Origin of the sequence: Microbacterium gorillae (assembly GCF_050990725.1) — a bacterium.
In the GTDB taxonomy this organism is placed as follows: Bacteria; Actinomycetota; Actinomycetes; order Actinomycetales; family Microbacteriaceae; genus Microbacterium; species Microbacterium gorillae_A.
In genome coordinates this window covers 820,978-843,658 of the sequence record NZ_CP158844.1, presented here as the reverse complement: position 1 = coordinate 843,658, position 22,681 = coordinate 820,978, and the positions used below count along the sequence as shown (strand labels likewise).

At 68.0% G+C, this 22,681-nt stretch carries 12 protein-coding genes; 3 read left to right on the top strand and 9 right to left on the bottom strand.

The features are described 5' to 3' along the window. Positions 1–14: 14 nt before the first annotated feature. The gene (locus ABTV68_RS03660; protein ID WP_433676269.1) at positions 15–1,022 is read right to left on the bottom strand and encodes a siderophore ABC transporter substrate-binding protein; all 1,008 of its coding nucleotides are present in this window, start codon (positions 1,020–1,022) and stop codon (positions 15–17) included. A 163-nt stretch (positions 1,023–1,185) separates the two neighbouring features. Between ABTV68_RS03660 and ABTV68_RS03655 the strand changes: the two genes are divergently transcribed. After that, positions 1,186–2,571: an MFS transporter gene (locus tag ABTV68_RS03655; protein WP_433676268.1), complete on the top strand. Its 1,386-nt coding sequence runs from the start codon at positions 1,186–1,188 to the stop codon at positions 2,569–2,571. Positions 2,572–2,670: 99 nt separating this feature from the next. Here ABTV68_RS03655 and ABTV68_RS03650 read toward each other — a convergent pair whose 3' ends face one another. Beyond that, complete coding sequence (locus ABTV68_RS03650) at positions 2,671–3,726, bottom strand: hypothetical protein (RefSeq protein WP_433676267.1); 1,056 nt, start codon at positions 3,724–3,726, stop codon at positions 2,671–2,673. 83 nt (positions 3,727–3,809) lie between these two features. Here ABTV68_RS03650 and radA point away from each other — a divergent pair, with 83 nt between their 5' ends. Further along, positions 3,810–5,180, top strand: a complete 1,371-nt coding sequence (gene radA / locus ABTV68_RS03645; protein ID WP_433676266.1) for a DNA repair protein RadA — start codon at positions 3,810–3,812, stop codon at positions 5,178–5,180. Between the two features lie 77 nt (positions 5,181–5,257). Here the strand turns inward: radA and ABTV68_RS03640 are convergent, their stop codons facing one another. The 5 genes from ABTV68_RS03640 to ABTV68_RS03620 form a co-directional block, all read right to left on the bottom strand. Beyond that, a complete protein-coding gene (locus ABTV68_RS03640; RefSeq protein ID WP_433676265.1) occupies positions 5,258–7,240 on the bottom strand; it encodes a beta-galactosidase in 1,983 nt (660 codons plus the stop codon). Between the two features lie 90 nt (positions 7,241–7,330). Next, positions 7,331–7,771: a hypothetical protein gene (locus tag ABTV68_RS03635; RefSeq protein ID WP_433676264.1), complete on the bottom strand. Its 441-nt coding sequence runs from the start codon at positions 7,769–7,771 to the stop codon at positions 7,331–7,333. Further along, positions 7,768–8,169, bottom strand: a complete 402-nt coding sequence (locus ABTV68_RS03630; protein ID WP_433676263.1) for a dehydrogenase — start codon at positions 8,167–8,169, stop codon at positions 7,768–7,770. Before ABTV68_RS03630 ends, ABTV68_RS03635 begins: the two co-directional genes overlap by 4 nt. 404 nt (positions 8,170–8,573) lie before the next feature. Next, positions 8,574–9,257 (bottom strand): hypothetical protein, encoded by a 684-nt coding sequence (locus ABTV68_RS03625; protein ID WP_433677537.1) that lies wholly within the window; start codon positions 9,255–9,257, stop codon positions 8,574–8,576. Between the two features lie 61 nt (positions 9,258–9,318). After that, positions 9,319–9,840: an amino-acid N-acetyltransferase gene (locus ABTV68_RS03620; RefSeq protein ID WP_433676262.1), complete on the bottom strand. Its 522-nt coding sequence runs from the start codon at positions 9,838–9,840 to the stop codon at positions 9,319–9,321. A 75-nt stretch (positions 9,841–9,915) separates the two neighbouring features. On the opposite strand from ABTV68_RS03620, the gene ABTV68_RS03615 reads away from it, so the two are divergent. Beyond that, positions 9,916–11,025 (top strand): ROK family protein, encoded by a 1,110-nt coding sequence (locus tag ABTV68_RS03615; RefSeq protein WP_433676261.1) that lies wholly within the window; start codon positions 9,916–9,918, stop codon positions 11,023–11,025. 171 nt (positions 11,026–11,196) lie between these two features. Here the strand turns inward: ABTV68_RS03615 and ABTV68_RS03610 are convergent, their stop codons facing one another. Together ABTV68_RS03610 and ABTV68_RS03605 are read right to left on the bottom strand one after the other, a co-directional pair. Next, positions 11,197–13,719, bottom strand: coding sequence for an ATP-dependent Clp protease ATP-binding subunit (locus tag ABTV68_RS03610; RefSeq protein ID WP_433676260.1), 2,523 nt, complete (start codon positions 13,717–13,719; stop codon positions 11,197–11,199). A 177-nt stretch (positions 13,720–13,896) separates the two neighbouring features. Then, a complete protein-coding gene (locus tag ABTV68_RS03605) occupies positions 13,897–22,161 on the bottom strand; it encodes an IPT/TIG domain-containing protein (protein WP_433676259.1) in 8,265 nt (2,754 codons plus the stop codon). Between the last annotated feature and the right edge of the window lie 520 nt (positions 22,162–22,681).

Below are 22,681 nucleotides of genomic sequence, written 5' to 3'. Positions count from 1 at the left end.
CGGGTCGGAGATTGTCAGCTCTTCGCGCCCGCGAAGGCCTTCGCCACCGAGTCGTACAGGCCGGTGTAGGCCTGGATTCCCTCGGTCAGGTAGAAGTTGTTGTCCAGGTAGACGATCTGGCCCTTCTGCACGGCGGGCACGTTCTTCAGCGCCTCGGACTTCTCGATGAGCTCCGCAGCGGAGATGTAGCCGTCCTCCTGGAAGGCGCCGTCGCGATCGAGCACGATCAGCCACTCCGGGTTGGCGGCGGCGATCGCCTCGACGCTGATCTCGTCACCCTGGTGGTTGGTGGAACCGGAGCTGTCGATCGCGGGCACGAGGTTCAACTCGGTGAACAGCGAGCCGACGCCGCGCCCCTCCCCCGGCGCGGCGTAGTTGATCTTGCCGCCCGAGGTGATGAGACCGGCCACCGTGGAGGTGCCGTCGTAGCTCTTCTTCGCGGCCGCGAGCGCCTCGTCCATCGCGGTGTTCAGTTTCTCGGCGTCGTCCTCGCGGGCGAAGATTTGACCGAGGATCGTGGTCTGGCGCTTGAGTTCCTCCACCGGGTCCTCACCGTCACGGGGGTTGAGCTCGATGGTGGTGGGAGCTAGCGCGATGATGTCGTTGTAGAAGCTGGAGAAGCGGTAGCCGCCGATCACCAGATCGGGCTCGGCCTCGACGATGGCCTCCAGGTTCGGCTCGCGGTGCATGCCCACGTCGAGCACCTTCTCGTCGTCGGTGTACTTCGGCCACACCGTTCCCATGACGCCCTTCGGCGCGGCAGAAAGCGCGATGTCCCAGTCGTTCAGCGTCTGCATCACGGTGTTGTCGAGCGCGACCACGCTCTTCGGGTTCACCGGTACCGTCATCTCGCCATGGTTGTCGGTGATGGTGACCTCCGTGGCGGCGGCCTCCGTGGCCGACGCGGTGGGTTCGACCCCGGCTCCGGCAGCCTCACCGGAGCAGCCGGTGGCGATCAGTGCGAGGGCGGCGAGTGCCGCTCCGGCAGCGAGCGAGCGTCGGAAGATGGGTCGTGCGCGCACGAGGAACTCCTGTCGATTGACGGTGTGTGGATTGCTGCGGCAGACGCGGCCGCCCTTCCAACATAGGTAAGCCTTACCTATGTTGGCCACTTCATCTGATGTTTCGTGATCGTTTCGTGATGTTGAGGAGTAGTGTGTTCCGCGACTCTTGGAAGGGAGCACGATGAGCACCGCTCTCACCGGTCAGCAGCGTCTCGTGACCACCATCGCGATCCTCGCGTCGTTCGTCACCATGCTGGATTCGTCGATCGTCAACGTGGCCCTCCCCGCCATCGAACGCGAATTGCACGGCGGCCTCATCACCCAGCAGTGGGTGGTGGACGGCTACCTGGTGAGCCTCAGTGCCCTGATGCTGCTGGCCGGCTCCATCGCCGATGCGTACGGCCGAGTCCTGGTGATGCGCGTCGGTCTCATCGGCTTCGGCATCGCCTCCCTCGTGATCGCCGCCTCGATCGACCCCACGATGCTGGTGATCGGCCGCGTGGTCCAGGGTGCCGCGGGCGCGTTCCTGCTGCCGAGCTCCCTCGCTCTCATCACCTCACGTATCTCCGGACCGGCGCAGGGGCACGCCATCGGAATCTGGACCGCGGTCACCACCGGCGCAATGCTGGTGGGTCCGGTGCTCGGCGGGCTGCTCACCGATCACGCCTCGTGGCGGCTCGCCTTCCTGATCAACGTGGTGCCGATCGCGGTCACGCTCTGGCTGCTCACCCGCCTCACGGATGCCGACACCAACAGCCGCCTGCGCATCGACTGGTTCGGTGGCATCGCCTGTGCCGTGGGGCTGGGCCTGCTCACCGTGGGTCTCATCGAGCAGCCGCGTTTCGGCTGGGCGTCGCTGTTCACGATCGGATTCCTCGCGGGTGGCGCGGTCGTGCTGGCCGTGTTCCTCTGGCGACAGACGCGCGTGTCGAACCCGATTCTGCCGTTCTCGCTGTTCCGCGTGGGCAACTTCGCGTGGGGCAATCTCGCCACCCTCTTCATCTACGCGGCGCTCCCGCTCAACGGGTTCGTCATGGGGATCTACCTCCAGGAGGAGGCGGGTCTGTCGGCGACGCTCGCGGGACTGGCCAGTCTGCCCGTCACGATCATGATGATCCTGCTCAGCTCGCGGATGGGAGCGCTCAGCGGGAAGCTCGGTCCGCGCCTGTTCATGACGTTCGGGCCGCTCATCATGGCGGTGGGCGCGTTGCTTCTGCTGCTGGTGGCGCGCGACTTCGACTACTGGTGGCAGGTGCTGCCGGCGATGATCGTCATGGGCTTCGGTCTGGCGGTGACGGTCTCGCCGCTCACATCCGCGATCCTGGGCTCGATCGGACCGGAGCAGTCCGGCATCGCATCGGCCGTGAACAACGCGGTCTCGCGGTTCGCGGGACTGATCGTCATCGCGATGCTGTCGACGATCGTCGGCGGATCGCTGAATCTCGCGGGCTTCCATTCCGCAGCGCTCGTCACTGCCGCGCTCTTCGCGGCCGGCGGGATCGTGAGCTGGCTCGGCATTCGCAACGCGCCCCGCGAGGAGCCGGTCACGATAGCTGAGGACGTGTAGCTCGCGGTCAGCACTGGCGCGACGGGCTTGCGCTGACACTCACGGCGCGCCCATCCGCGTCCCATCGCCGGGTGGCCGATCAGCCGACCCGCTCTCCTCTCACCAGGCGGCGGCGACCTCCGCGTGGGTGGCCAGCAGACCCGCGGTCGCCTCCTGCGGCGCACGACCGCAGCCGCACTCCGTCGCGACGCCGAAGACCGGCGCATGCGGGAGCGCAACGGCGATGCGTCGGCGGGCGCCCTCGGCACCGTCCTCGCGGTGGATGAGGCCGAGATACAGCTCGGTCTCGGCCGCGAGCGCGAGGTCGTCCAGCGGGGCATAGTAGGCGTCATCGTCACGCTCGATCGGCACGGGCAGGTGCAGCCAGGTGACCGAACGGGACGCGGCGCGCACGGTGGCGTTGGCCATCGCGACGAGGTTTCCCGCGTCGGTCGGCTCGACGAAGTGCTTCTCCGCCACATCGCCGTAGCAGAGGTGCACGCCCACCTCGACGTCGGCGGGAACGAGGTCGATCATCTGCGCGACGCGCGCCGCGAGATCTTCGAGCGGATCGTCATCGGTCCACCACGCGCGCATCCGGGTGCCGTACGTCTCGGCGCCCTCGATGATGCCCATCTCGGGCGCGACGTCCCACTGGATCGCGAGATCCTCGTGCGGGATGTCAGCCAGAATCTCCGCCAGCTCGCGCTCGATGGCGGCGGTGTAGACCGGGTCGATGGCCGCGCGCTGTTCGAACGGGAAGAACGAGTTCACCACGGCGAGCGGCGTGGGAAGCGCCACCTCGAAGCGCGTTTCCGCGGCGATGACCCCCTCCGCACGGAGACGGGTGAACACCGCGTAGGACTCGCGTGCCGCGGCCGCGTAGCCGAGCGGCGGGAGCCGGAGATCGGCGGCGTCGACGCCGTCCGCGATCCGCAGCGGGCGGGCGTCAAGGCCGGCCGGGAAGGGGATGGGATCGGCGCCGACACGCTCGATGCCATCCGTCTCACCGAGGATGTCGGGCTGGCACATGATCCAGTGGAAACGCTTGCCCACCTCACCGTCCGGAATGCGCTTCAGCCGTGCGCCCAGAACCTCTGCTGCGGTGCGGAACGTGGTCTCCGCGTCGGGATAGTTGACGCTGCCGACCAGCAGGGCGCCCTGGGGCTGTGACATGAGAACTCGCTTCACTCGGGTGGTACTCCCCCATCGTTTCACAGGGCACCGACAGTGTCGGTGGCACCGCCTAGCCTGGAGACATGGCCACCACCAAGCGCGCGAGCACTGCCGGATACCGCTGCACCGAGTGCGGCTGGACGGCACCCAAGTGGGTGGGACGGTGCGGTGAATGCCAGCAGTGGGGAACGGTGGTGGAGCTGGCCGAGCAGACCGGCATCGCCCGCCCCCAGGTACAGGCGGTCGCTCCCTCGTCGGACCGTTCGGCACGGCCCATCACGCAGGTGGACACCACACAGGTTCCTCGACGCACCACCGGGGTCGGCGAGTTCGACAGGGTCCTGGGCGGTGGCCTGGTCCCCGGTGCCGTGATTCTGCTGTCCGGAGAGCCCGGCGTCGGCAAATCCACCATGCTGCTCGACGTCGCGGCGGCCGCCGCCCGCGCGGGACGACGCGTCCTCTACGCCAGCGGGGAGGAATCCGCCGCACAGGTTCGGCTGCGCGCCGAGCGCACGGGCGCACTCGAGGACGAGCTCTACCTCGCATCCGAGACAGACCTCGGCACCATCCTGGGTCACATCGACGCCGTTCAGCCGGGGCTGGTGATCGTCGACTCCGTACAGACCGTGTCCTCCGCACTCTCCGACGGCGCAGCCGGTCATCCGAGTCAGGTCCGTGAGGTCGCCGCCACGCTGGTGCGCGTCGCCAAGGAACGGGATCTGCCGATCATCATCGTCGGCCACGTCACCAAGGACGGGCAGGTGGCTGGGCCCCGGCTTCTGGAGCACCTGGTCGACGTGGTGTGTCAGTTCGAGGGCGACCCGCAGACGGCATTGCGATTCCTGCGCTCACTGAAGAACCGCTTCGGTGCCACGGACGAAGTCGGCTGCTTCGAGATGACCGGTGACGGCATCGCCGAGGTCCCCGATCCGTCGCAGCGCTTCTTGTCCCGTGGCAAACCGCAGCCCGGCACGTGCGTCGGAATCGCTCTGGAGGGCCGTCGTGCCCTCGCCGTCGAAGTGCAGGCGCTCACGATCGCGACAAGCGTGCCGAACCCCCGACGCGTGGTCCAGGGCGTCGACGGGGCGCGGGTGGCGATGGTGCTCGCCCTGCTGGAGAGTCGCGCGGGGCTGCGGCTGAGTGGTCAGGACGTCTATGTCTCCACGGTCGGTGGCGTGCGGTTCACTGAACCCGCGGCCGATCTCGCCATCGCCGTGGCGGTCTACCACGCTGTCAAGAACCGAGCGATCCCGCGGACGGTCGCGGCCATCGGTGAACTCTCCTTGGCCAGTGAGGTGCGAGCGGTCACGCAGGCTGCGCGACGACGCAGCGAAGCCGCACGTCTCGGCTACGCGCACGTGGTCGACGAGCGCTTCCAAGATCTCAGTGGCGTGCTCAACATCCTGAACACCCGCGCCCTTCCACGGGCAGGCGAGGACGTACCGGAGTTCTGAGTTGGGGCGCGGGCGTCGCGCCGCCAACGCCCGCGGCGCGTGCGGGTTCGAGCCGCGCCCATGCTGCAGGACGGTGCTCAGGCGTGGAGCATCACCCAGCCGAAAGGCTCCAGCACCGGATCGGCCACGCGCTCGCCGGTGCGGATGTCCTCGCCCGCGACCCTGACACGCACGGTTTCAGCCGAATGGTTGATCACCGTGAGAACCGCCCCGCGCCGCGCCACCTCGACCCCCGCCGGCAACTCGTCGACCAGCGGTGTCACCCCCGCCTGCGCGGCGAAGTACGGTGCCAGCATTCGGGTCGCGGCAGCGGTCGGAACCGTGGCGAGGTAGAACGCGCGTCCCGCACCACTGGTGTTGACCGTGAGTGCCGGATCGCCGTCTCGTCGGCCGCCGCTGAAGCGTGCCAGGATCTCGGCGTCGACCGCGTGGATCTCCTCCGCCAGCAGCTCGCCGTCGAATGCGGGGATGACATCGCGTTCCGCGACCACTCGCGCGATCCGCTCGCCAGGCCCCGGCTCCGTCGCGGGCACCAGTCCGCCGAAGTCTTCGAGCCGAACGCCGAGAGTGTCGCCGAGGCGGGTGAGGAAGCCGCCTGGCAGGAACGCGTCCTGTTCGTCGACCACGTCACTGAACGCGCCCACCACAAGGGTGCCGCCCGCCGCGACATAGTCCCGCAGGTTGTCGGCGGCGGCGTCGGTCAACAGGTAGAGCTGGGGCGCGACGACCAGGTCGTAGCGGGACAGATCAGAGGCCGGGTGCACGAAGTCGACGCCGATCGCGGCCGCATCGAACGCGGCGTACCACTGCTTGATGATCTCGAGATAGTTGATTCCGACCGGATGATCGGTGCCCGACAACGCCCACAGGTTCTCGTACTCGAATACCAGACCGATGCGCGCCGTCTCGTCGATCTCGGGGAGAGCCGGCAGCGCGGCCAACGTCTGCCCCAGCCCCACCACCTCACGCCAGATCCGGGTGTCGGTGCCGGCGTGCGGGAGCATCGCCGAGTGGAACTTCTCGGTGCCCGCACGCGACTGTCGCCACTGGAAGAAGAGCACGCCGTCGGCTCCGCGCGCCACCGCCTGCATGCTCAGGGCCGCCATCTGTCCCGGCGCGTTCGGTGCATTGGCGGGACGCCCGTTCAACGCACCCGAAGCCTGCTCCATCAGCAGCCAACCCGGTCCGCCGGCGAACGAGCGCATCAGGTCGCGATGGAACCCGCCGACCGTGCGGAACGACTCGGGATCGTTGGGATCCGGGTAGCAGTCGTCACTGATCACGTCGAGGTGGGGTGCCCACTTCCAGTAGTCCACCGTCGGCGACTGCCCCATGAAGTTCGTGGTGATCGGCTGGCGAGCACCGGCCGCGCGGATGATGTCCTTCTCCATCAGGTACAGCTCGAGCATCGAGTCCGAGGTGAAGCGATGGAAGTCGAGACGGTGCGCCGGGTTGTGGTGATAGGGCGCTGTGCGCGGCGGCAGCACCTGCTCGAAGTCGGAGTACATCTGCGACCAGAAGCTGGTCCCCCACGCCGCGTTCAGAGCCTCGACGGACCCGTACCGCGCACGCAGCCAGGCGCGGAACGCCACCGCGGCGGCATCCGAGTAGTCCGCCACCAGGTGGCAGCCGTACTCGTTGTTGATGTGCCACATGACGACCGCGGGGTGGTCCGCGTAACGCTCGGCGATCTCCGTGACCAGCTCGGTGGCCAGTCGTCGATATACGGGCGAGCTCGGCGCGTAGTGCTGACGACTGCCCGGCCCCAGAGTCACCCCGTCGGCCGTCACCGGCAGGATTTCGGGGTACTTCAGATGCATCCACGGCGGCGGCGATGCCGTGGCCGTGGCAAGATCCACCGCGATCCCAGCCGCGTGCAGACGGCCGATGATGTCATCGAGCCACTCGAAGTCGAACACGCCTTCATCGGGCTGGATGCGCGACCAGGAGAAGATGCCAAGGCTCACCATCGTGACGCCGGCTTCGCGCATGCGGACGATGTCCTCGTCCCACACTTCTCGCGGCCACTGCTCCGGGTTGTAATCGCCGCCGTAGTGCATTCGTTCCTCGCCATGTCAACGTTGAAATGTGATCGTCAACATCGATCCTGCCGATCCGCGGCGAGGAGGTCAAACGAAATGTGAAACGAATCAGTTCGACGGAGAAGCGGAGGCCTTCTCGGCGGCGACGAAGAAGATGCGATCGTAAGTGCATCCGGTCGGAACGTAGGTGACGGGCCCGATGAGCCCGTTGTCGACGTACCCGCCGCGGAGGCCGATCTCCCCTCCCGCGGCGACCGCCTGGGTGGCGGTCGTGAGGGTGGTTCCATCCCATGTCGCCTGCCCCACCGGGAACACCGGAAGCACCGTGCTGCCGTCTTCCGCGGTGAGGGAGACACAGTCCGCCGTTGCCGTGAGGATTCCCTCCGCGGTGTCGGTGAGGTCGGAACTGGCCTTCGGATAGAACGCGACGGGTCCGGAATCCGGGACCTCTTCATCGCCCGCCCCCGAGAAGACGGAGCAGCCGGTGAGGGCTCCGCCGAGGATGAGGACCGCGCCGATGAGCGCGCCGCGGCGCAGCGTGACGTTCACAGCGCGAGCGCCGCTCGGAGGTCGTCGACGTTCGCCTGCATCGCGTGCGGGCCGGCGATGTCGAAGAACACCGTGGTGATCTCGTCCTGGTGCTCTTCGAGGAAGTCGTGCAGCCAGATCGGCGAGAACAGACCGACGCCGGGCGGAAGGTTGGCGGGTTTGTTGCGAGCGTCGCTGAACAGGAGCAGGGCCACCTGCCCCGTCGCGGCGTCGCGATAGGTCCAGACTTCGCCGCCGTCGAGCGGGTTGTCCCGACTTCCGGGCTTCAGCAGCGGCACCACGGTGTTGCCGTTGCGCAGCGCGAGGGCGACGGCAGCCATATCCTGCTTCTCCAGCGCCTGCGCGAGCGCCTCAGAGCGGAACTCTTTCGTGGTGATCTTCTTGCGAGCAGACGCCATACGTCCAGGGTATCTGGCTCAGCGCGCGTCACTGCGATCGAGGGAGGGGTGGGCCCTCTCAGATGACCCATTGGGGGCCGGGGCATGTGAGAGGGCCCGCTGCTCTCCGGAACGATTGATGCATCGGCTGAAGTTGGGGACGTTTGCCGGCATTCGCTGCTGGGGACAACTCACAATCGAGTGATCCGGGAGCTGCGTTCAGCCTATACCACTCGCCGCCCCCATGCGACCCCTCTCATGCCCGCGAGACTTCCATCTGTGGGCGACAATCGGCGCGTCGCGGCGATTGTCGCCCACATTCGGAAGTCTCGCGGGGACGGACGCGGGGGCGCGAGGCGGACGCGGGGGCGCGAGGCGACGCAGGAGCGCGAGGGACCGACGCGGGGGCGCGAGGCGGGCGGAGGTCAGTAGAGGAGGAACTGGCGGGTTTCGGCGGAGGCGATGCCGCCGATCGAGACCGTCAAGTGATACGACGCGCCACCGGCGGGTGCGACCTCGCGGTTGGGGTCGTCACAGGTGGCGGGATCCGAGCGCGTTCGATCCCACACGACGGGGGTCTGCGAGGACACGGTCTGTCCGGCCTCGATCGTCGCCACCTGGTTCGTGGGATTTGCCTGGCAGTCGGTGGATCGCCAATAGACGTCGCTCCCGCTGGAGATGCTGAAGACCTGCAGGGCGGTTCCCACGTCCAGCGTGCAGGGTGCCGCAGAAGTGTTTGACAGCGTGAGCGTCAGTTGCGGGTTCTCCCCCGCCGCGTACTGGTCCTTGTCCGTAGCTGCCGTCACCGACACCTGCTCCGGCGTGCACGCCTGCGGCTCCGTGCTCGTCGGCTCACCGGACGACGACGGTTCCGGCGCGTCGGTAGCGGGAGTATCCGTCGTGGCGGTGTCAGTCGCAGGAGACACGGAATCGCCGGCCGGCGGAGTCGTCACCGACGTCGTGGCGTCGGACGTTGCGGCTCCGGTACGCCACGGTTGCCAGATCAGCACCGCCACGACGGCGACGACGACCAGCAGCACCAGCAGCACGGCGAGGCGCCGACGGCGGTACACGGCGGGCGAGTGCCGACGACGAGGGGTGGCGTTCATCACGACACCAGGCTAATCCGCCCGACTGCACCAGGCCTGAGGGCGCACCGAGCGCCGGCCGCTACGCCCGCTCGGTGGCGCCGAGATGCTTCAGCATCCGGGTGTTGCCCAGCGTGTTGGGCTTCACGTGCGCAAGATCCAGGAACTCCGCCACACCCGCGTCGGGGCTGCGCAGCAGCTGTGCGTACACCTCGTCGCTGACGACCTGCTTCTCGTCGATCGGCTCGAAACCGTGGCGGGAGAAGAACTCCACCTCGAAGGTGAGGCAGAACAGTCGTCGAAGGCCGAGCGCGCGGGCTTTCTCCTCCAGCGCGTCGACGATACGACCACCGATGCCGTGTCGCAGCCAGTCCTCGCGGATCAGCAGCGTGCGCACCTCACCCAGGCTCCGCCACATCACGTGCAGCGCACCGCAGCCGACGATCTCGCCGTCGACCTCGGCGACCATGAACTCCTGCACCGCCTCATACAGCGCCACCATCTCCTTGCCGAGCAGGATCTTTCGATCGACAAGAGGCTCCAGGAGGCTGTGGATGGCACGCACATCATCGGTGCGGGCAGGTCGGACGACGATCTCGGACACGTCAGAAATCCTAGGCCCGTCGGATGGGCGCGCCCCGAGATGACGCGGCGTGCGCCGCTGTGATATTCCAGATTGATGGCAAGCGAGACCACGGGCACCGATCTGGCGATGATGCGCCGGCTCAACGAGCGCGCGGTGCTCGCCAGCCTGTGGGACGCGGACGAAGCCCTCACCTCCACCCAGTTGGCCGAGGCGACGGGGTTGTCCCGGACCACCGTGGAGGCGGTGCTCGCCGAACTGGTCGAGTCCAGCTACGTCACGGTCGAGATCACTCGTACCGGCCGGGCTGGACGCCCCGCACGCCGCTACGCGTTCGACGCGTCACGCGGGTCGCTCATCGCCGTGGACCTCGGCCCTGGTGCGATCACCGGACTGGCGGGCGACCTGCGCGGTGGTGCGCTGACACAGCCCGTGCGGTGGGAGACGGATCTGCGCGATCCGGATGCCGCGCTGTCCGCCATCCGAGCGATGGTGGACGCGCTTGTGCAGGACGGCGCGCTGGACGCCGAGCGCATCGACTCGCTCGTCGTGGGGATGCCCGCGGTGATCGACCCGACCGGGGCACCCGTGCTGAGCCACGTGGTCCCCGCTTGGATCACGGACGACCTGCGCACGGGTGTCCTGGCCGCGTTTCCGACCGTTACGGTGTCGTTCGACAACGACACGAAGCTCGCGGCGCACCTGGAGGCCCTGTCTGGATCCGTCGTGCCGGGTGAGACCGTGGTCCTGCTGCGGACGGGGCACCGGATCTCCGCCGCCTCGATCATCAACGGCGAGGTGGCGATGGGCGCGAATGGTGCAGCCGGCGAGATCGGCTCACTGGCGAACATTGGCTGGCGCGGCGCTCGTCTCGCGCTCACGGCCGGCAGCGCAGACACGGTGGCGGAGGCCTTTGAAGCCGCAGCCGAGGGTGATGCGAGTGCGCTCGACGCGGTGCGCGCGTTCGCCGAGCAGATCGCCCTGGGTGCCGCCGCGATGGCGCTCACCCTCGACCCGCACGCGATCATCCTCAACACGACGATCCCGCGGTCGGAGTCGACGCTGCCTGCCCTGCTGCAGGACGCCATCGCCCGCCGGCTCATGTTCCCGATCGAATTCCGGCTGTCGGAGTTGGGCCCCGATGCACCGTGTCGCGGTGCTCTCCTCCGCTCGGCCGCCGCCGTCCGCGACCGCCTCCTGGGCTGATCCGCTCTCGAAGTCTGCTGTCGCCGGCGTGCACCGATGCCGTTGGTGAGACCAGCAGGCATCGGTGCCGGAATCGGAGCTCACCCCGGGAGAGCACATCGACGTCACGCCCGGTTGCCGGGCAGCAACGACGAACGCCCCGCGCAGAGCACGGGGCGTTCGTGGTGGGGATCACTCGCCGGCGATCATCTCCGGGGTGATGTCGATCGCGGGAGGCGCGCCGGCGCCGATCGCGACCTTCTCGCCACGGGGTGCGTGCTCGAAGACGAACTTGCCATCGGCGACGTCCACCTTCACGTGGTCGCCCGCGTTCAGCTCGCCCTGGAGGATACGCTCGGAGAGCTGGTCCTCCACCTCGCGCTGCATCGCACGACGCAGCGGACGAGCACCGAGGGCCGGGTCGTAGCCCAGGTCGATGAGGCGGAGCTTGGCGGCCTCGGACAGCTCGACCGTCATGTCGCGATCCAGCAGACGGTCGCGGAGACGCTTGACGAACAGATCGACGATCTGAACCAGCTCGTCCTTGCTCAGCTGCGGGAAGACGATGACGTCGTCGACGCGGTTCAGGAACTCGGGCTTGAAGTGCCGCTTGAGCTCCTCGTCCACCTTGCCCTTCATCCGCTCGTACGTGGTCTGCGAGTTGCCCTCGATCTGGAAGCCCACCGGACCACCCGCGATGGCCGACGAGCCGAGGTTCGTGGTCATGATGATGACGGTGTTCTTGAAGTCCACCACGCGGCCCTGACCGTCGGTCAGTCGACCCTCTTCGAGGATCTGCAGCAACGAGTTGAAGATGTCGGGGTGCGCCTTCTCGATCTCGTCGAACAGGACGACGGAGAACGGCTTGCGACGCACCTTCTCGGTGAGCTGGCCACCCTCTTCGAAGCCGACGAATCCGGGAGGGGCACCGAACAGACGCGAGACCGTGTGCTTCTCACCGAACTCGCTCATGTCGAGCGAGATGAGAGCACCCTCGTCGTCGAACAGGAACTCCGCCAGCGCCTTGGCCAGCTCGGTCTTGCCGACGCCGGTGGGGCCGGCGAAGATGAACGATCCGGACGGACGGTTGGGGTCCTTCAGGCCGGCACGCTGGCGACGGATGGTGCGGGAGAGCGCCGCAATGGCCTCCTCCTGACCCACGACGCGCTGGTGCAGCGCCTTCTCCATGAACACCAGGCGAGCGGACTCCTCCTCGGTGAGCTTGAAGACCGGGATACCCGTGGCCTGCGCCAGAACCTCGGCGATCAGACCCTCGTCGACCACCGCGTGGGAGGCGACGTCTCCGGAGCGCCACTGCTTCTCCAGGCGCAGACGCTCGGCGAGCAGGCTCTTCTCCTCATCGCGCAGCGACGCGGCCTTCTCGAAGTCCTGGTTCTCCGAGGCGGCCTCCTTGTCCTCGCGGACCTTGGCGATCTTCTCGTCGAACTCGCGCAGCTCCGGCGGCGACGACAGGATCGACAGGCGCAGGCGAGCGCCGGCCTCGTCGATCAGGTCGATGGCCTTGTCCGGAAGGAAACGGTCCGAGATGTAGCGGTCGGCGAGGTTCGCCGCCGCGACGATCGCGCCGTCCGTGATCTGCACCTTGTGGTGCGCCTCGTAGCGGTCGCGCAGTCCCTTGAGGATGTTGATCGCGTGGGGCAGCGACGGCTCGGCAACCTGGATCGGCTGGAAGCGGCGCTCCAGCGCGGCGTCCTTCTCGAAGTGCTTGCGGTACTCGTCGAGCGTGGTGGCACCGATGGTCTGCAGCTCGCCACGAGCAAGCAGCGGCTTCAGGATCGACGCGGCGTCGATGGCGCCCTCGGCGGCACCGGCACCCACCAGGGTGTGGATCTCGTCGATGAAGACGATGATGTCGCCGCGGGTGCGAATCTCCTTGGTGACCTTCTTCAGACGCTCCTCGAAGTCACCGCGGTAGCGGGACCCGGCGATGAGCGAGCCGAGGTCCAGCGAGTAGACCTGCTTGTCCTTCAGCGTCTCGGGGACCTCGCCCTTGACGATGGCCTGCGCGAGTCCCTCGACGACGGCGGTCTTACCGACACCGGGCTCACCGATCAGGACAGGGTTGTTCTTGGAGCGACGCGAGAGGATCTGCATGACCCTCTCGATCTCCTTCTCGCGCCCGATGACGGGGTCGAGCTTGTTGTCGCGAGCGGCCTGCGTCAGGTTGCGTCCGAACTGGTCGAGCACGGCCGACCCGCCCTGCGGCGCCGACGGCGACTCCTGGGCTGCACCGGACACACCGACCGGTTCCTTGCCCTGGTAGCCGGAGAGCAGCTGGATGACCTGCTGGCGCACCTTGTTCAGGTCGGCACCGAGCTTGACGAGGACCTGGGCGGCGACGCCCTCGCCCTCGCGGATGAGACCGAGCAGGATGTGCTCGGTACCGATGTAGTTGTGGCCGAGCTGCAGCGCCTCGCGCAGGGACAGCTCGAGGACCTTCTTCGCGCGCGGCGTGAAGGGAATGTGACCGGTCGGCTGCTGCTGCCCCTGGCCGATGATGTCCTGAACCTGCTCGCGCACGGCGTCGAGCGAGATGCCCAGGGACTCCAGGGCCTTGGCGGCAACGCCCTCACCCTCGTGGATGAGACCGAGCAGGATGTGCTCAGTACCGATGTAGTTGTGGTTGAGCATCTTCGCCTCTTCTTGGGCGAGGACGACTACCCGACGGGCACGGTCGGTAAATCTCTCGAACATCGTCAACTCCTCGGGGCGCGAGGGAATGCGCCCTAGAAAGACTGTAACGACGCCGGGCCACTGGTATGCCGGTGTTCGCCGTCGGCATACCGCTGTCGTCATTGGCCGCCGCAGAAGAGAGGACCCCGGCGGATGATCCGCCGGGGTCCTCAGATTCCCCTCAGGTCCTGCTTCCGATCACTCGGTCCGACGGGTGCGGCGAGCCGCAACCACCACACCGAGAAGCAGGACGAGGATGCCGAGCACCAGAGGACCGATCGGCAGATCGGATCCGGTGCCGGGCAGGTTTCCGCCGGGGCCGCGCGTCGACGTGGCGCTGGGGATGACCGGCGTGGTCGGCCCCGCCGTCGTCGTGGACGTCGCGGTCGGCGTCGGCGTGGACGTTCCCGTCGGGGTCGGCGTCGACGTCTCGGTGGGCGTCGGCGACGGCGTGGACGTCTCGGTCGGCGTCGGCGACGGCGTGGACGTCTCCGTAGGCGTCGGCGACGGCGTCGACGTCTCCGTGGGCGTCGGCGTCGGCGACGGCGTGGACGTCTCGGTCGGCGTCGGCGTCGGCGTCGCGGTTCCGACGTAGGTGAAGTCCACCGGCGCGCTGCTGCCGTTCTCGTTCGTCACGATGACTTCAACTGCGCCTTCCTCGTGCGCCGGGGTCGTGATCGTCAGCGTGCTGTCGTCCACGAACTCCGCGGGAACGTCCGTGCCGTCGACCGTCACGGTGGTTTCGGGGGTGAAACCGCCACCGGTGATCGTCACCTCGGTGCCGCCGCTCGTCGGACCGGAGTCCGGCGTGAGGCTGTCCACGGTCGGAGCCGTGGCCGCGAGCGGGATGTAGGTGTAGATCGCCGGGCCGCTGACACCGACCGGCGTGGTCACGACCACATCCACCGGCCCCTCCGCGTGCGGCGGGGTGATCGCGCGGATCTCGGTGTCGGAGATCACCTGGAACTCCGACTCGTTGGCCGCGAGCGCCTTCACCACGTGACGCGTGAGCTGTCCGTTGCCGTTCTCCTCACCGTTGTGGTTCCCGTTGTCGTCCTTCTCACCGAAGGCGACAGAGGTCGCTCCCGTGAAGCCGCGTCCGGTGATGATGACCTCTTCGCCACCCGTCACGTAGCCTTCGTCCGGGTTGAGCTGGTCGATCTCCGGCCCCTGCACGGTGCCGGCCTCGTAGGTGTAGGTCGCCGGGTCGCTGGCTGCGACCGGGTTGGAGACCACCACGTCGACCGGACCCGCGGCGTGCGCCGCCGTGACCGCCGTGATCGTTCCGTCGTCGACCACCTCGAACGATGCCGCCGGAGCGTCACCGAACGTCACCGTGTTCACACCGGTGAAGCCCGATCCCGTGATGGTCACGGTCGTGCCGCCCTCGATGGGACCACGATCCGGGTTGAGGCCCAGGTCTCCGATCTCCGGGTCGCCGATCACCGGCGTCGCGTAGTACGTGAACGTCTGCGCGTTCGACGTGCCACCCGGCGTCGTCACCGTCACGTCCACCCCACCAGCGGCGTGCGCCGGAGTAGTGAACGACAGCTCGGTGTCCGAGGTGACCGTGACGTCGGCCGGCGCGATCACCGTGCCGCCAATCGTCACCGAGGACTCACCGTCGACGAAGTTCTCGCCCGTCACGGTCACCGCAGTGCCACCGGCAACCGGACCGAACGAGGGGTTCAGTCCGTCCGTACCCGGGCCGCCGTCACCGATTACCGGCACGTCGTAGTAGGTGAACGTCGCCGGGTCGCTGGACAGCGCCGGGTTCGACACCACCACATCGACCGCGCCCGCGGCATGTGCCTCGGTCACCGCGTCGATCTGCGTGTCGCTGACCACCGTGAACGAGCGAGCCGGAGCCCCACCGAAGGTCACCGCGTTGGCACCGGTGAAGCCGGTACCCGTGATCGTGACAGCCGTGCCACCCGCGACCGGACCCTTGTCGGGGTCGAGACCCGTGATGTTCGCCTCCGGGTCGCCGATCACGGGCTGGTCGTAGTACGTGAACGTCTGTGCGTTCGACGTGCCACCCGGCGTCGTCACCGTGACGTCCACCCCACCAGCGGCGTGCGCCGGAGTCGTGAACGACAGCTCGGTGCCGGAGGTGACCGTGACATCGGTCGGTGCGATGACCGTGCCGCCGATCGTGACCGAGGTCTGACCGTCGACGAAGTTCTCGCCCGTCACGGTCACCGGCGTGCCACCGGTCACGGGACCGAACGAGGGGTCCAGACCATCCGTACCCGGGCCGCCGTCACCGATCACCGGAACGTCGTAGTAGGTGAACGTGGCGGGGTCGCTCGCCGAGGACGGGTTCGCGACCACGACATCGACCGGACCAGCCGCATGCGGTGCCGTCACCGCCTCGATGAGCGTGTCGCTCTCGACGGTGAACGAGGCCGCAGCGTCGCCGCCGAACGTGACCGACGTCACTCCCGTGAATCCGGTACCGGTGATCTGCACCACCGTGCCGCCGGCAACCGGACCGACCTCGGGGTCGAGACCGCTGATGCCCGTCTCCGGGTCACCGATCACCGGCGTCGCGTAGTACGTGAACGTCTGCGCATTCGACGTGCCACCCGGGGTCGTGATCGTGACGTCCACGGGGCCCGCGGCGTGTGCCGGGGTCGTGAAGGACAGCTCCGTTGCGGACGCGACTGCCACACTGGCGGCAGGGATCACCGTGCCGCCGATCGTGACCGACGAGTTCCCGACGACGAAGTTCTGACCCGTCACCGTCACCGATGTGCCACCGGCCACCGGACCGAACGACGGGTTCAGACCGTCGGTGCCCGGACCGCCATCGCCGATCACCGGAGCGTCGGTGTAGGTGTACACCGCCGGGTCGCTGGCGACCGCCGGGTTGGACACCACGACATCCACAGGACCCGCGGCGTGTGCCTCGGTGACCGCATCGATCTGCGTGTCGCTGACCACCGTGAACGAGCGAGCCGGAATGTCACCGAACATCACCGTGTCCACGTCGGCGAGGCCAGTGCCCGTGATCGTGACGGCGGTGCCGCCCGCGGTCGGACCCGCATTCGGGTCGAGTCCCAGGTCACCGATCTCCGGGTCGCCGATCACCGGCTTGTCGTAGTAGGTGAACGTCTGCGCGTTCGACGTGCCACCGGGGGTCGTCACCGTGACGCTCACCGGACCCGCCGCGTGAGCGGGGGTGGTGAACGACAGCTCCGTCTCGGAAGCCACCGTCACATCAACGGTCGCGATCACCGTTCCGCCGATCGTGACCGACGACTTTCCGGGGACGAAGTTCTCGCCCGTCACCGTCACCGGCGTGCCACCCGTGGACGGGCCGACGCTGGGGTCGAGTCCGTCCGTGCCCGGGCCGCCGTCACCGATCACCGGAACGTCGTAGTACGTGAACGTCGCGGGGTCGCTGTCGAAGGACGGGTTGGAGACCACCACGTCGACCGGTCCGGCCGCGTGCGGAGCCGTGACCGCCTCGATGAGCGTGTCGCTCTCGACCGTGAACGATGCTGCCGGAGTGCCGCCGAAGGTCACGGCGTCGGCACCGAGGAACCCGGTTCCGGTGATCTGCACCACCGTGCCGCCGGCCACCGGACCCGAATCCGGGTCGAGACCGCTGATGCCCGTCTCCGGGTCGCCGATCACCGGCTTGTCGAAGTACGTGAACGTCTGCGCGTTCGACGTGCCACCCGGCGTGGTCACCGTCACGTCGACGGGACCTGCCGCGTGAGCCGGCGTGGTGAAGGACAGCTCCGTCTCGGACGCGACCGTCACATCGGCCGGCGCGATGACCACGCCGCCGATCGTGACCGACGACTTGCCCGGGACGAAGTTCTCACCGGTCACCGTCACTGATGTGCCGCCCGCGGACGGACCGAACGAGGGGTTCAGACCGTCCGTTCCCGGGCCGCCGTCGCCGATCACCGGCTCGTCGTAGTAGGTGTACACCGCCGGGTCGCTGGACAGCGCCGGGTTGGACACCACGACATCCACGGGTCCCGCGGCGTGCGCCTCGGTGACCGCATCGATCTGGGTGTCGCTGACCACGGTGAACGAGCGAGCCGGAATGTCACCGAACATCACCGTGTCGACATCGGCCAGACCGGTACCCGTGATGGTCACCGCGGTGCCGCCGGCCACCGGACCGGAATCCGGGTCGAGGCCGCTGATGCCGGTGTCCGGGTCACCGATGACGGGCTGGTCGTAGTACGTGAACGTCTGCGCGTTCGACGTGCCACCCGGCGTCGTCACCGTCACGTCCACCCCACCAGCGGCATGCGCCGGAGTCGTGAACGACAGCTCCGTCTCAGATGCGACCGTCACATCGGCCGGCGCGATCACCGTGCCGCCGATCGTCACCGATGTCTTGCCGGGAACGAAATTCTCACCCGTTACGGTCACGGGTGTGCCACCCGTCGACGGGCCGACACTCGGGTCGAGACCATCGGTGCCGGGGCCACCGTCACCGATCACCGGCTCGTCGTAGTACGTGAACGTCGCCGGGTCGCTGGACAGCGCCGGGTTCGAGACCACCACATCCACGGCCCCTGCGGGGTGCGCCTCGGTGACGGCATCGATCTGCGTGTCGCTGACCACCGTGAACGAGCGAGCCGGGGCGCCGCCGAAGGTCACCGCGTTGGCACCCGTGAAGCCGGTACCCGTGATGGTGACTTCCGTACCACCGGCCACCGGACCCGAATCCGGGTCAAGGCCCGTGATGCCGGTGTCCGGGTCGCCGATGATCGGCTGGCCGTAGTACGTGAACTGCAGCGGGGCGCTGGTACCGGACACGTTGGTGACGGTCACGTCCACGCCGCCCGCCGCATGCGGCGGCGAGGTCACGACGATCGTGGTGTCACTGGTCTGGTTCGTCAGCGGCAGCACCGTGCCGCCGAAGTCGACCGAGGTGGCTCCGGCGAATCCGGTACCCGTGATCGTGACCACGGTGCCGCCCGTCGTCGGGCCGAACGTCGGCGACAGGCTCGTGGGCGCCGGAACCGGAAGGTAGCGGTACGGAACCTCGTTGCTCGTCGCGAGCGGGTTGGCGACGGAGACCTGGACCGAACCGGCGGCGTGCGCCTCGGTGACGGCCGTGATCTGGGTGTCGCTGTCCACCGTGAAGCTGCGAGCGGGCTGGTCACCGAAGGTCACCGTGGTGACGTTCGCGAGGCCGGTTCCAGTGATCGTCACCGTGGTGCCGCCGGCGATGGAGCCCTGGTCGGGGTCGAGTCCGATGTCACCCAGTCCGTCACCGATCACCGGGGTGTCGTAGTAGGAGAAGGTCTGCGCGTTGGAGGTGCCACCAGGGGTGGTCACCGTCACGGGCACTCCCCCGGCGACGTGAGCCGGGGTCGTGAACTCGAGCTCGGTCTCGGACGTCACCGTGACACTCGATGCCGGGATGACGATGCCGTCGATCGTGACCGAGGTGAAGCCGTCGACGAAGTTCTCGCCGGTCACGGTCACCACCGTGCCACCGGCTGTCGGACCCTGGCTCGGGTCCAGACCGTCGGTGCCGGGTCCGCCGTCACCGATCACCGGTGCGTCGTAGAAGGTGAAGGTGGCCGGGTCACTGCTCTCGAGCGGGTTCGAGACGACGACGTCCACCGCACCCGCCGCGTGGGCCGCGGTCGTGGCCTGGATCTCCGTATCGGAGATCACCGTGAAGGTCACGTCGTCGCCGTCGAAGGTGACGGAGTCCACACCGGTGAAGCCGGAACCGGTGATCGTGACCAGGGTTCCGCCGGCCGTGGGGCCGTGCACCGGGTTCAGGCCGATGTCACCGAGCCCGTCGCCGATCACGGGGGTGCCGTAATAGGTGAAGGTCTGCGGCGCGCTGGTACCGGTCGAGTTCGTGACCGTCACGTCTACGGGGCCCGCGGCGTGCGCCGGCGAGGTGACCACGATCGAGGTATCGGTGTGTGCGCCGACCGGGAGGTCGATGCCGCCGAAGGTCACGATGCTGGCGTCGGCGAAGCCGGTTCCCGTGATGGTGACGGACGTGCCACCCGCAATCGGACCGAAGTTCGGAGCGAGGCCGGTGATCGCCGGCAGCGGCACGAAGGTGAACGTGGCGGGGTCGCTCGCGAACACGGGGTTCGAGACGACGACGTCCACGGCACCCGCCGCGTGCGGTGCGGTGGTGGTCGTGATGGTCGTGTCGTCGACGACCGTGAACGGCAGGCTGTCGCCGTCGAAGGTGACCTCGTCCGCGCCGAGGAAGCCGGTGCCGGTGATGGTCACCGCGGTGCCACCGTCGGTGGATCCGTGATCGGGGTCGAGGCCGATCGCTCCGCCGCCGCCGATGACGGGCTGGTCGTAGTACGTGAACACCTGGGGTGCGGACTCGCCGCCTCCCGTGGTGACGGTGACATCGGCCGGCCCCGCTGCGTGTGCGGGCGAGGTGACTGTGATCTGCGTGTCGGAGTCGACCACGTAGCCGGCAGCATCCGTCCCGCCGAAGGTGACCGCCGACGCGTTGGTGAACCCGGTACCGGTGATCACAACGGAGGTGCCGCCGCTGACCGGACCGACGTTCGGGGTGAGACCGGTGAGCGTGGGCGGCGCGATGTACGTGAAGCTCAGGGAGCCTGCGCTGCCACCCGGCGTGGTGACGACCACCGGCACCGGCCCCGCGGCGTGCGGCGGGGTTGTGACGGTGACGGCCGTGGCGGTGTTCGAGATGACGGTGGCGGGGGATCCGCCGAACTCCACATTGGTGACGCCATCGAGGTTGGTGCCCGTGATGGTCACGACCGTGCCGCCGGCCGTGGGACCGCTGTCCGGTGAGAGCGACGTGGTCGTGGGCTGCGGCAGGGCGAAGACGTTCGCTCCGACGGTGGCGCTGGCGAGATCGAGTGTGGCGACGGCGCTGCGCAGCAGTGCGACACGAACGGCGACCTCACGGTAGACACCGGCGGCCGGAGACTCCTGCACGTTCGCGGTGATGGCCGCGAGGAGGTTGATGGCCTTCAGCGCCGGGTCCAGCGCGCTCACGAGCGTCTGCACCGCTCCGGTCAGCGCGGACGTGGATCCGGTGACCGTCGCGATCACGCCGGTGGTGGGGTTGAACAGCGTGTTGACGATCGGGCCGGCGAGGGTCTGCAACAGCGTGCTGATCGGGATGACGAGCGGGAGCCCCGCGACTTTGATCGTCAGTGAAGCGTCGGTTGCAGTCGGCGGCGTGGCGGCCAGACCGCCAAGCGTTCCGGTGACCGTCACGTTGATTCCCGTGCCGATGTCGACGATGCTCGTGGAGCAGCTCGGGCCGGAACCCACCAGGCACACGTTTGCCGCGATGTTCAGCGTTGCCGCGTTGAGTGCGCTCGTCAGCGCCGTGCTTACCAGTTGCGGGACCTGGTTGAGCAGCGAGGTCACGCTGGCGACCAGCGCGTTGAGCACAGGGGCGGAGAGGATCTCCGTGTTGGGGGCCAGATTGGCGAGTCCCGCCCCGTTAGCCTGCGTCAGCAGGGTGTTGAGGTCCGCAGTGATGACGCCGGTGCGGAGGTTGATCTCGACGCCCGTGGCGGGGTCTGTGAGCGGCGTGTCGATGATCTCGTTGACAGCGCCAGCGACGTCGCTGGAGATTTCCACGGTGAGGGCATCGTTACCGAGCAGGGGTGCGAGCGCGGCGTCAAGGCCAGCGATAACGCCCGCCAGCAGGCCATCAGGACCCGCCAGCGAGTTCACCGCACCGTCGACCGTCGCGACCACGCCGCCGGGACCGGTGAGCGTGTTCACGACGTTGCCGAGCACCGGCGCGCTCACGAGAAGCTTGCCGCCCGCGATCGAATAGTCGCGGCAGTGCACCGGAGCGGACAGGTCGGTGAGCTTGTCGGGTCCGCAGTTCTCCGCGATCGCGCCGGATGCGCCGGCGTCGAGGGCCGCGACGCCGGTCAGCGCCTGCAGGTCGACGCGGACGTCGGTGACCGTTCCCGTGAGGGGGCCACTGACCGCGGTCAGGAGCCCGCCGAGCTTGATGGACGCGTTCGACGGGAAGCCACCCGTGTTTCCGCCGATGTCGACGGCGCCGTTGTTGCCGACCGCACCCGATGCCGCGCGCGAGACGCCTCGGTTGCTCGCCTCTGCGTACTGGTTGACCGCGCCGACCTCAATGATGTTGCCGAACGGCAGCTCGAGTCCGTCGGCGATTCGGAGGTTGATCGCGTTCAGCAGGCTGACGTCGAGTCCGACGGCGTCCGTGTCCACCGTGGGAACGCCGTTGTTCTCCGCCGAGGCCCCACCCAGGCCCGCGATGTCGGTCACGTCGATCGCACTCAGCAGGCTTCCCGACAGGAACTGCGACGAGGAGACGGCTCGATCCCCGGTGTCTGCGACGGCGGGTGGCGCAATGAGGCCGATCCCGAAGACGGAGGCCACCGCGAGTGCGGCTGTGGCGATCAGGCCACGTGGTCTCCGTCGTGCAGTGTCGGACTGTGGCACGGGGGGACGCGTGAAGGTGAGCATCGGAGCTCCTTTTGGGGGGAATTTTCAGCTGTGACCCGCTAAAGGACATCGGGGAATGTCTCAGCGAGTTGCCAGCAAAGTACCATGCTTGGCATGCACGGTCCATAGGCGCTTGTGTAATGACCACTTCCGCGTCATGGTGCGGAACAGGAGGTTATTCCCGGGAGAACTTGTCGCCAGTCCCTTGCGCCAGCGGATCGATGTGGTGTACGCATATCTTCCGATAATTGCGCAATTCGTGCGCATCCATATCGCACTTCGTGCATGACTTCATCTGATCATGTGTATTTCGCACATCTGCGACCGAAGCGTGAGCCCTGCACGCCTGGCCCGGCGGTCACGTTGCGTTTCCCAGTGCATTGCCGTCGCGCATGAGCGCCATCGCGGGCCACTGACCGCGTGGCCGATGATCAAGCCGGCGACGACGAACGCCGCGCTGGTCGCACAGGCCTCGTCGTGCACGGCGGGAACTTCAACACCGCCCGGGCGACGTGCCGCAGCGCGGGAATAGCGACGGTCA

What these genes read in the sequence shown, in the direction of transcription:
- ABTV68_RS03655 (WP_433676268.1), top strand. Translation starts at nt 1,186, where the DNA reads ATGAGCACCGCTCTCACCGGTCAGCAGCGTCTCGTGACCACCATCGCG.
- ABTV68_RS03650 (WP_433676267.1), bottom strand. Translation starts at nt 3,726, where the DNA reads ATGTCACAGCCCCAGGGCGCCCTGCTGGTCGGCAGCGTCAACTATCCC.
- radA (WP_433676266.1), top strand. Translation starts at nt 3,810, where the DNA reads ATGGCCACCACCAAGCGCGCGAGCACTGCCGGATACCGCTGCACCGAG.
- ABTV68_RS03640 (WP_433676265.1), bottom strand. Translation starts at nt 7,240, where the DNA reads ATGCACTACGGCGGCGATTACAACCCGGAGCAGTGGCCGCGAGAAGTG.
- ABTV68_RS03630 (WP_433676263.1), bottom strand. Translation starts at nt 8,169, where the DNA reads ATGGCGTCTGCTCGCAAGAAGATCACCACGAAAGAGTTCCGCTCTGAG.
- ABTV68_RS03625 (WP_433677537.1), bottom strand. Translation starts at nt 9,257, where the DNA reads ATGAACGCCACCCCTCGTCGTCGGCACTCGCCCGCCGTGTACCGCCGT.
- ABTV68_RS03615 (WP_433676261.1), top strand. Translation starts at nt 9,916, where the DNA reads ATGGCAAGCGAGACCACGGGCACCGATCTGGCGATGATGCGCCGGCTC.
- ABTV68_RS03610 (WP_433676260.1), bottom strand. Translation starts at nt 13,719, where the DNA reads ATGTTCGAGAGATTTACCGACCGTGCCCGTCGGGTAGTCGTCCTCGCC.
- ABTV68_RS03605 (WP_433676259.1), bottom strand. Translation starts at nt 22,161, where the DNA reads ATGCTCACCTTCACGCGTCCCCCCGTGCCACAGTCCGACACTGCACGA.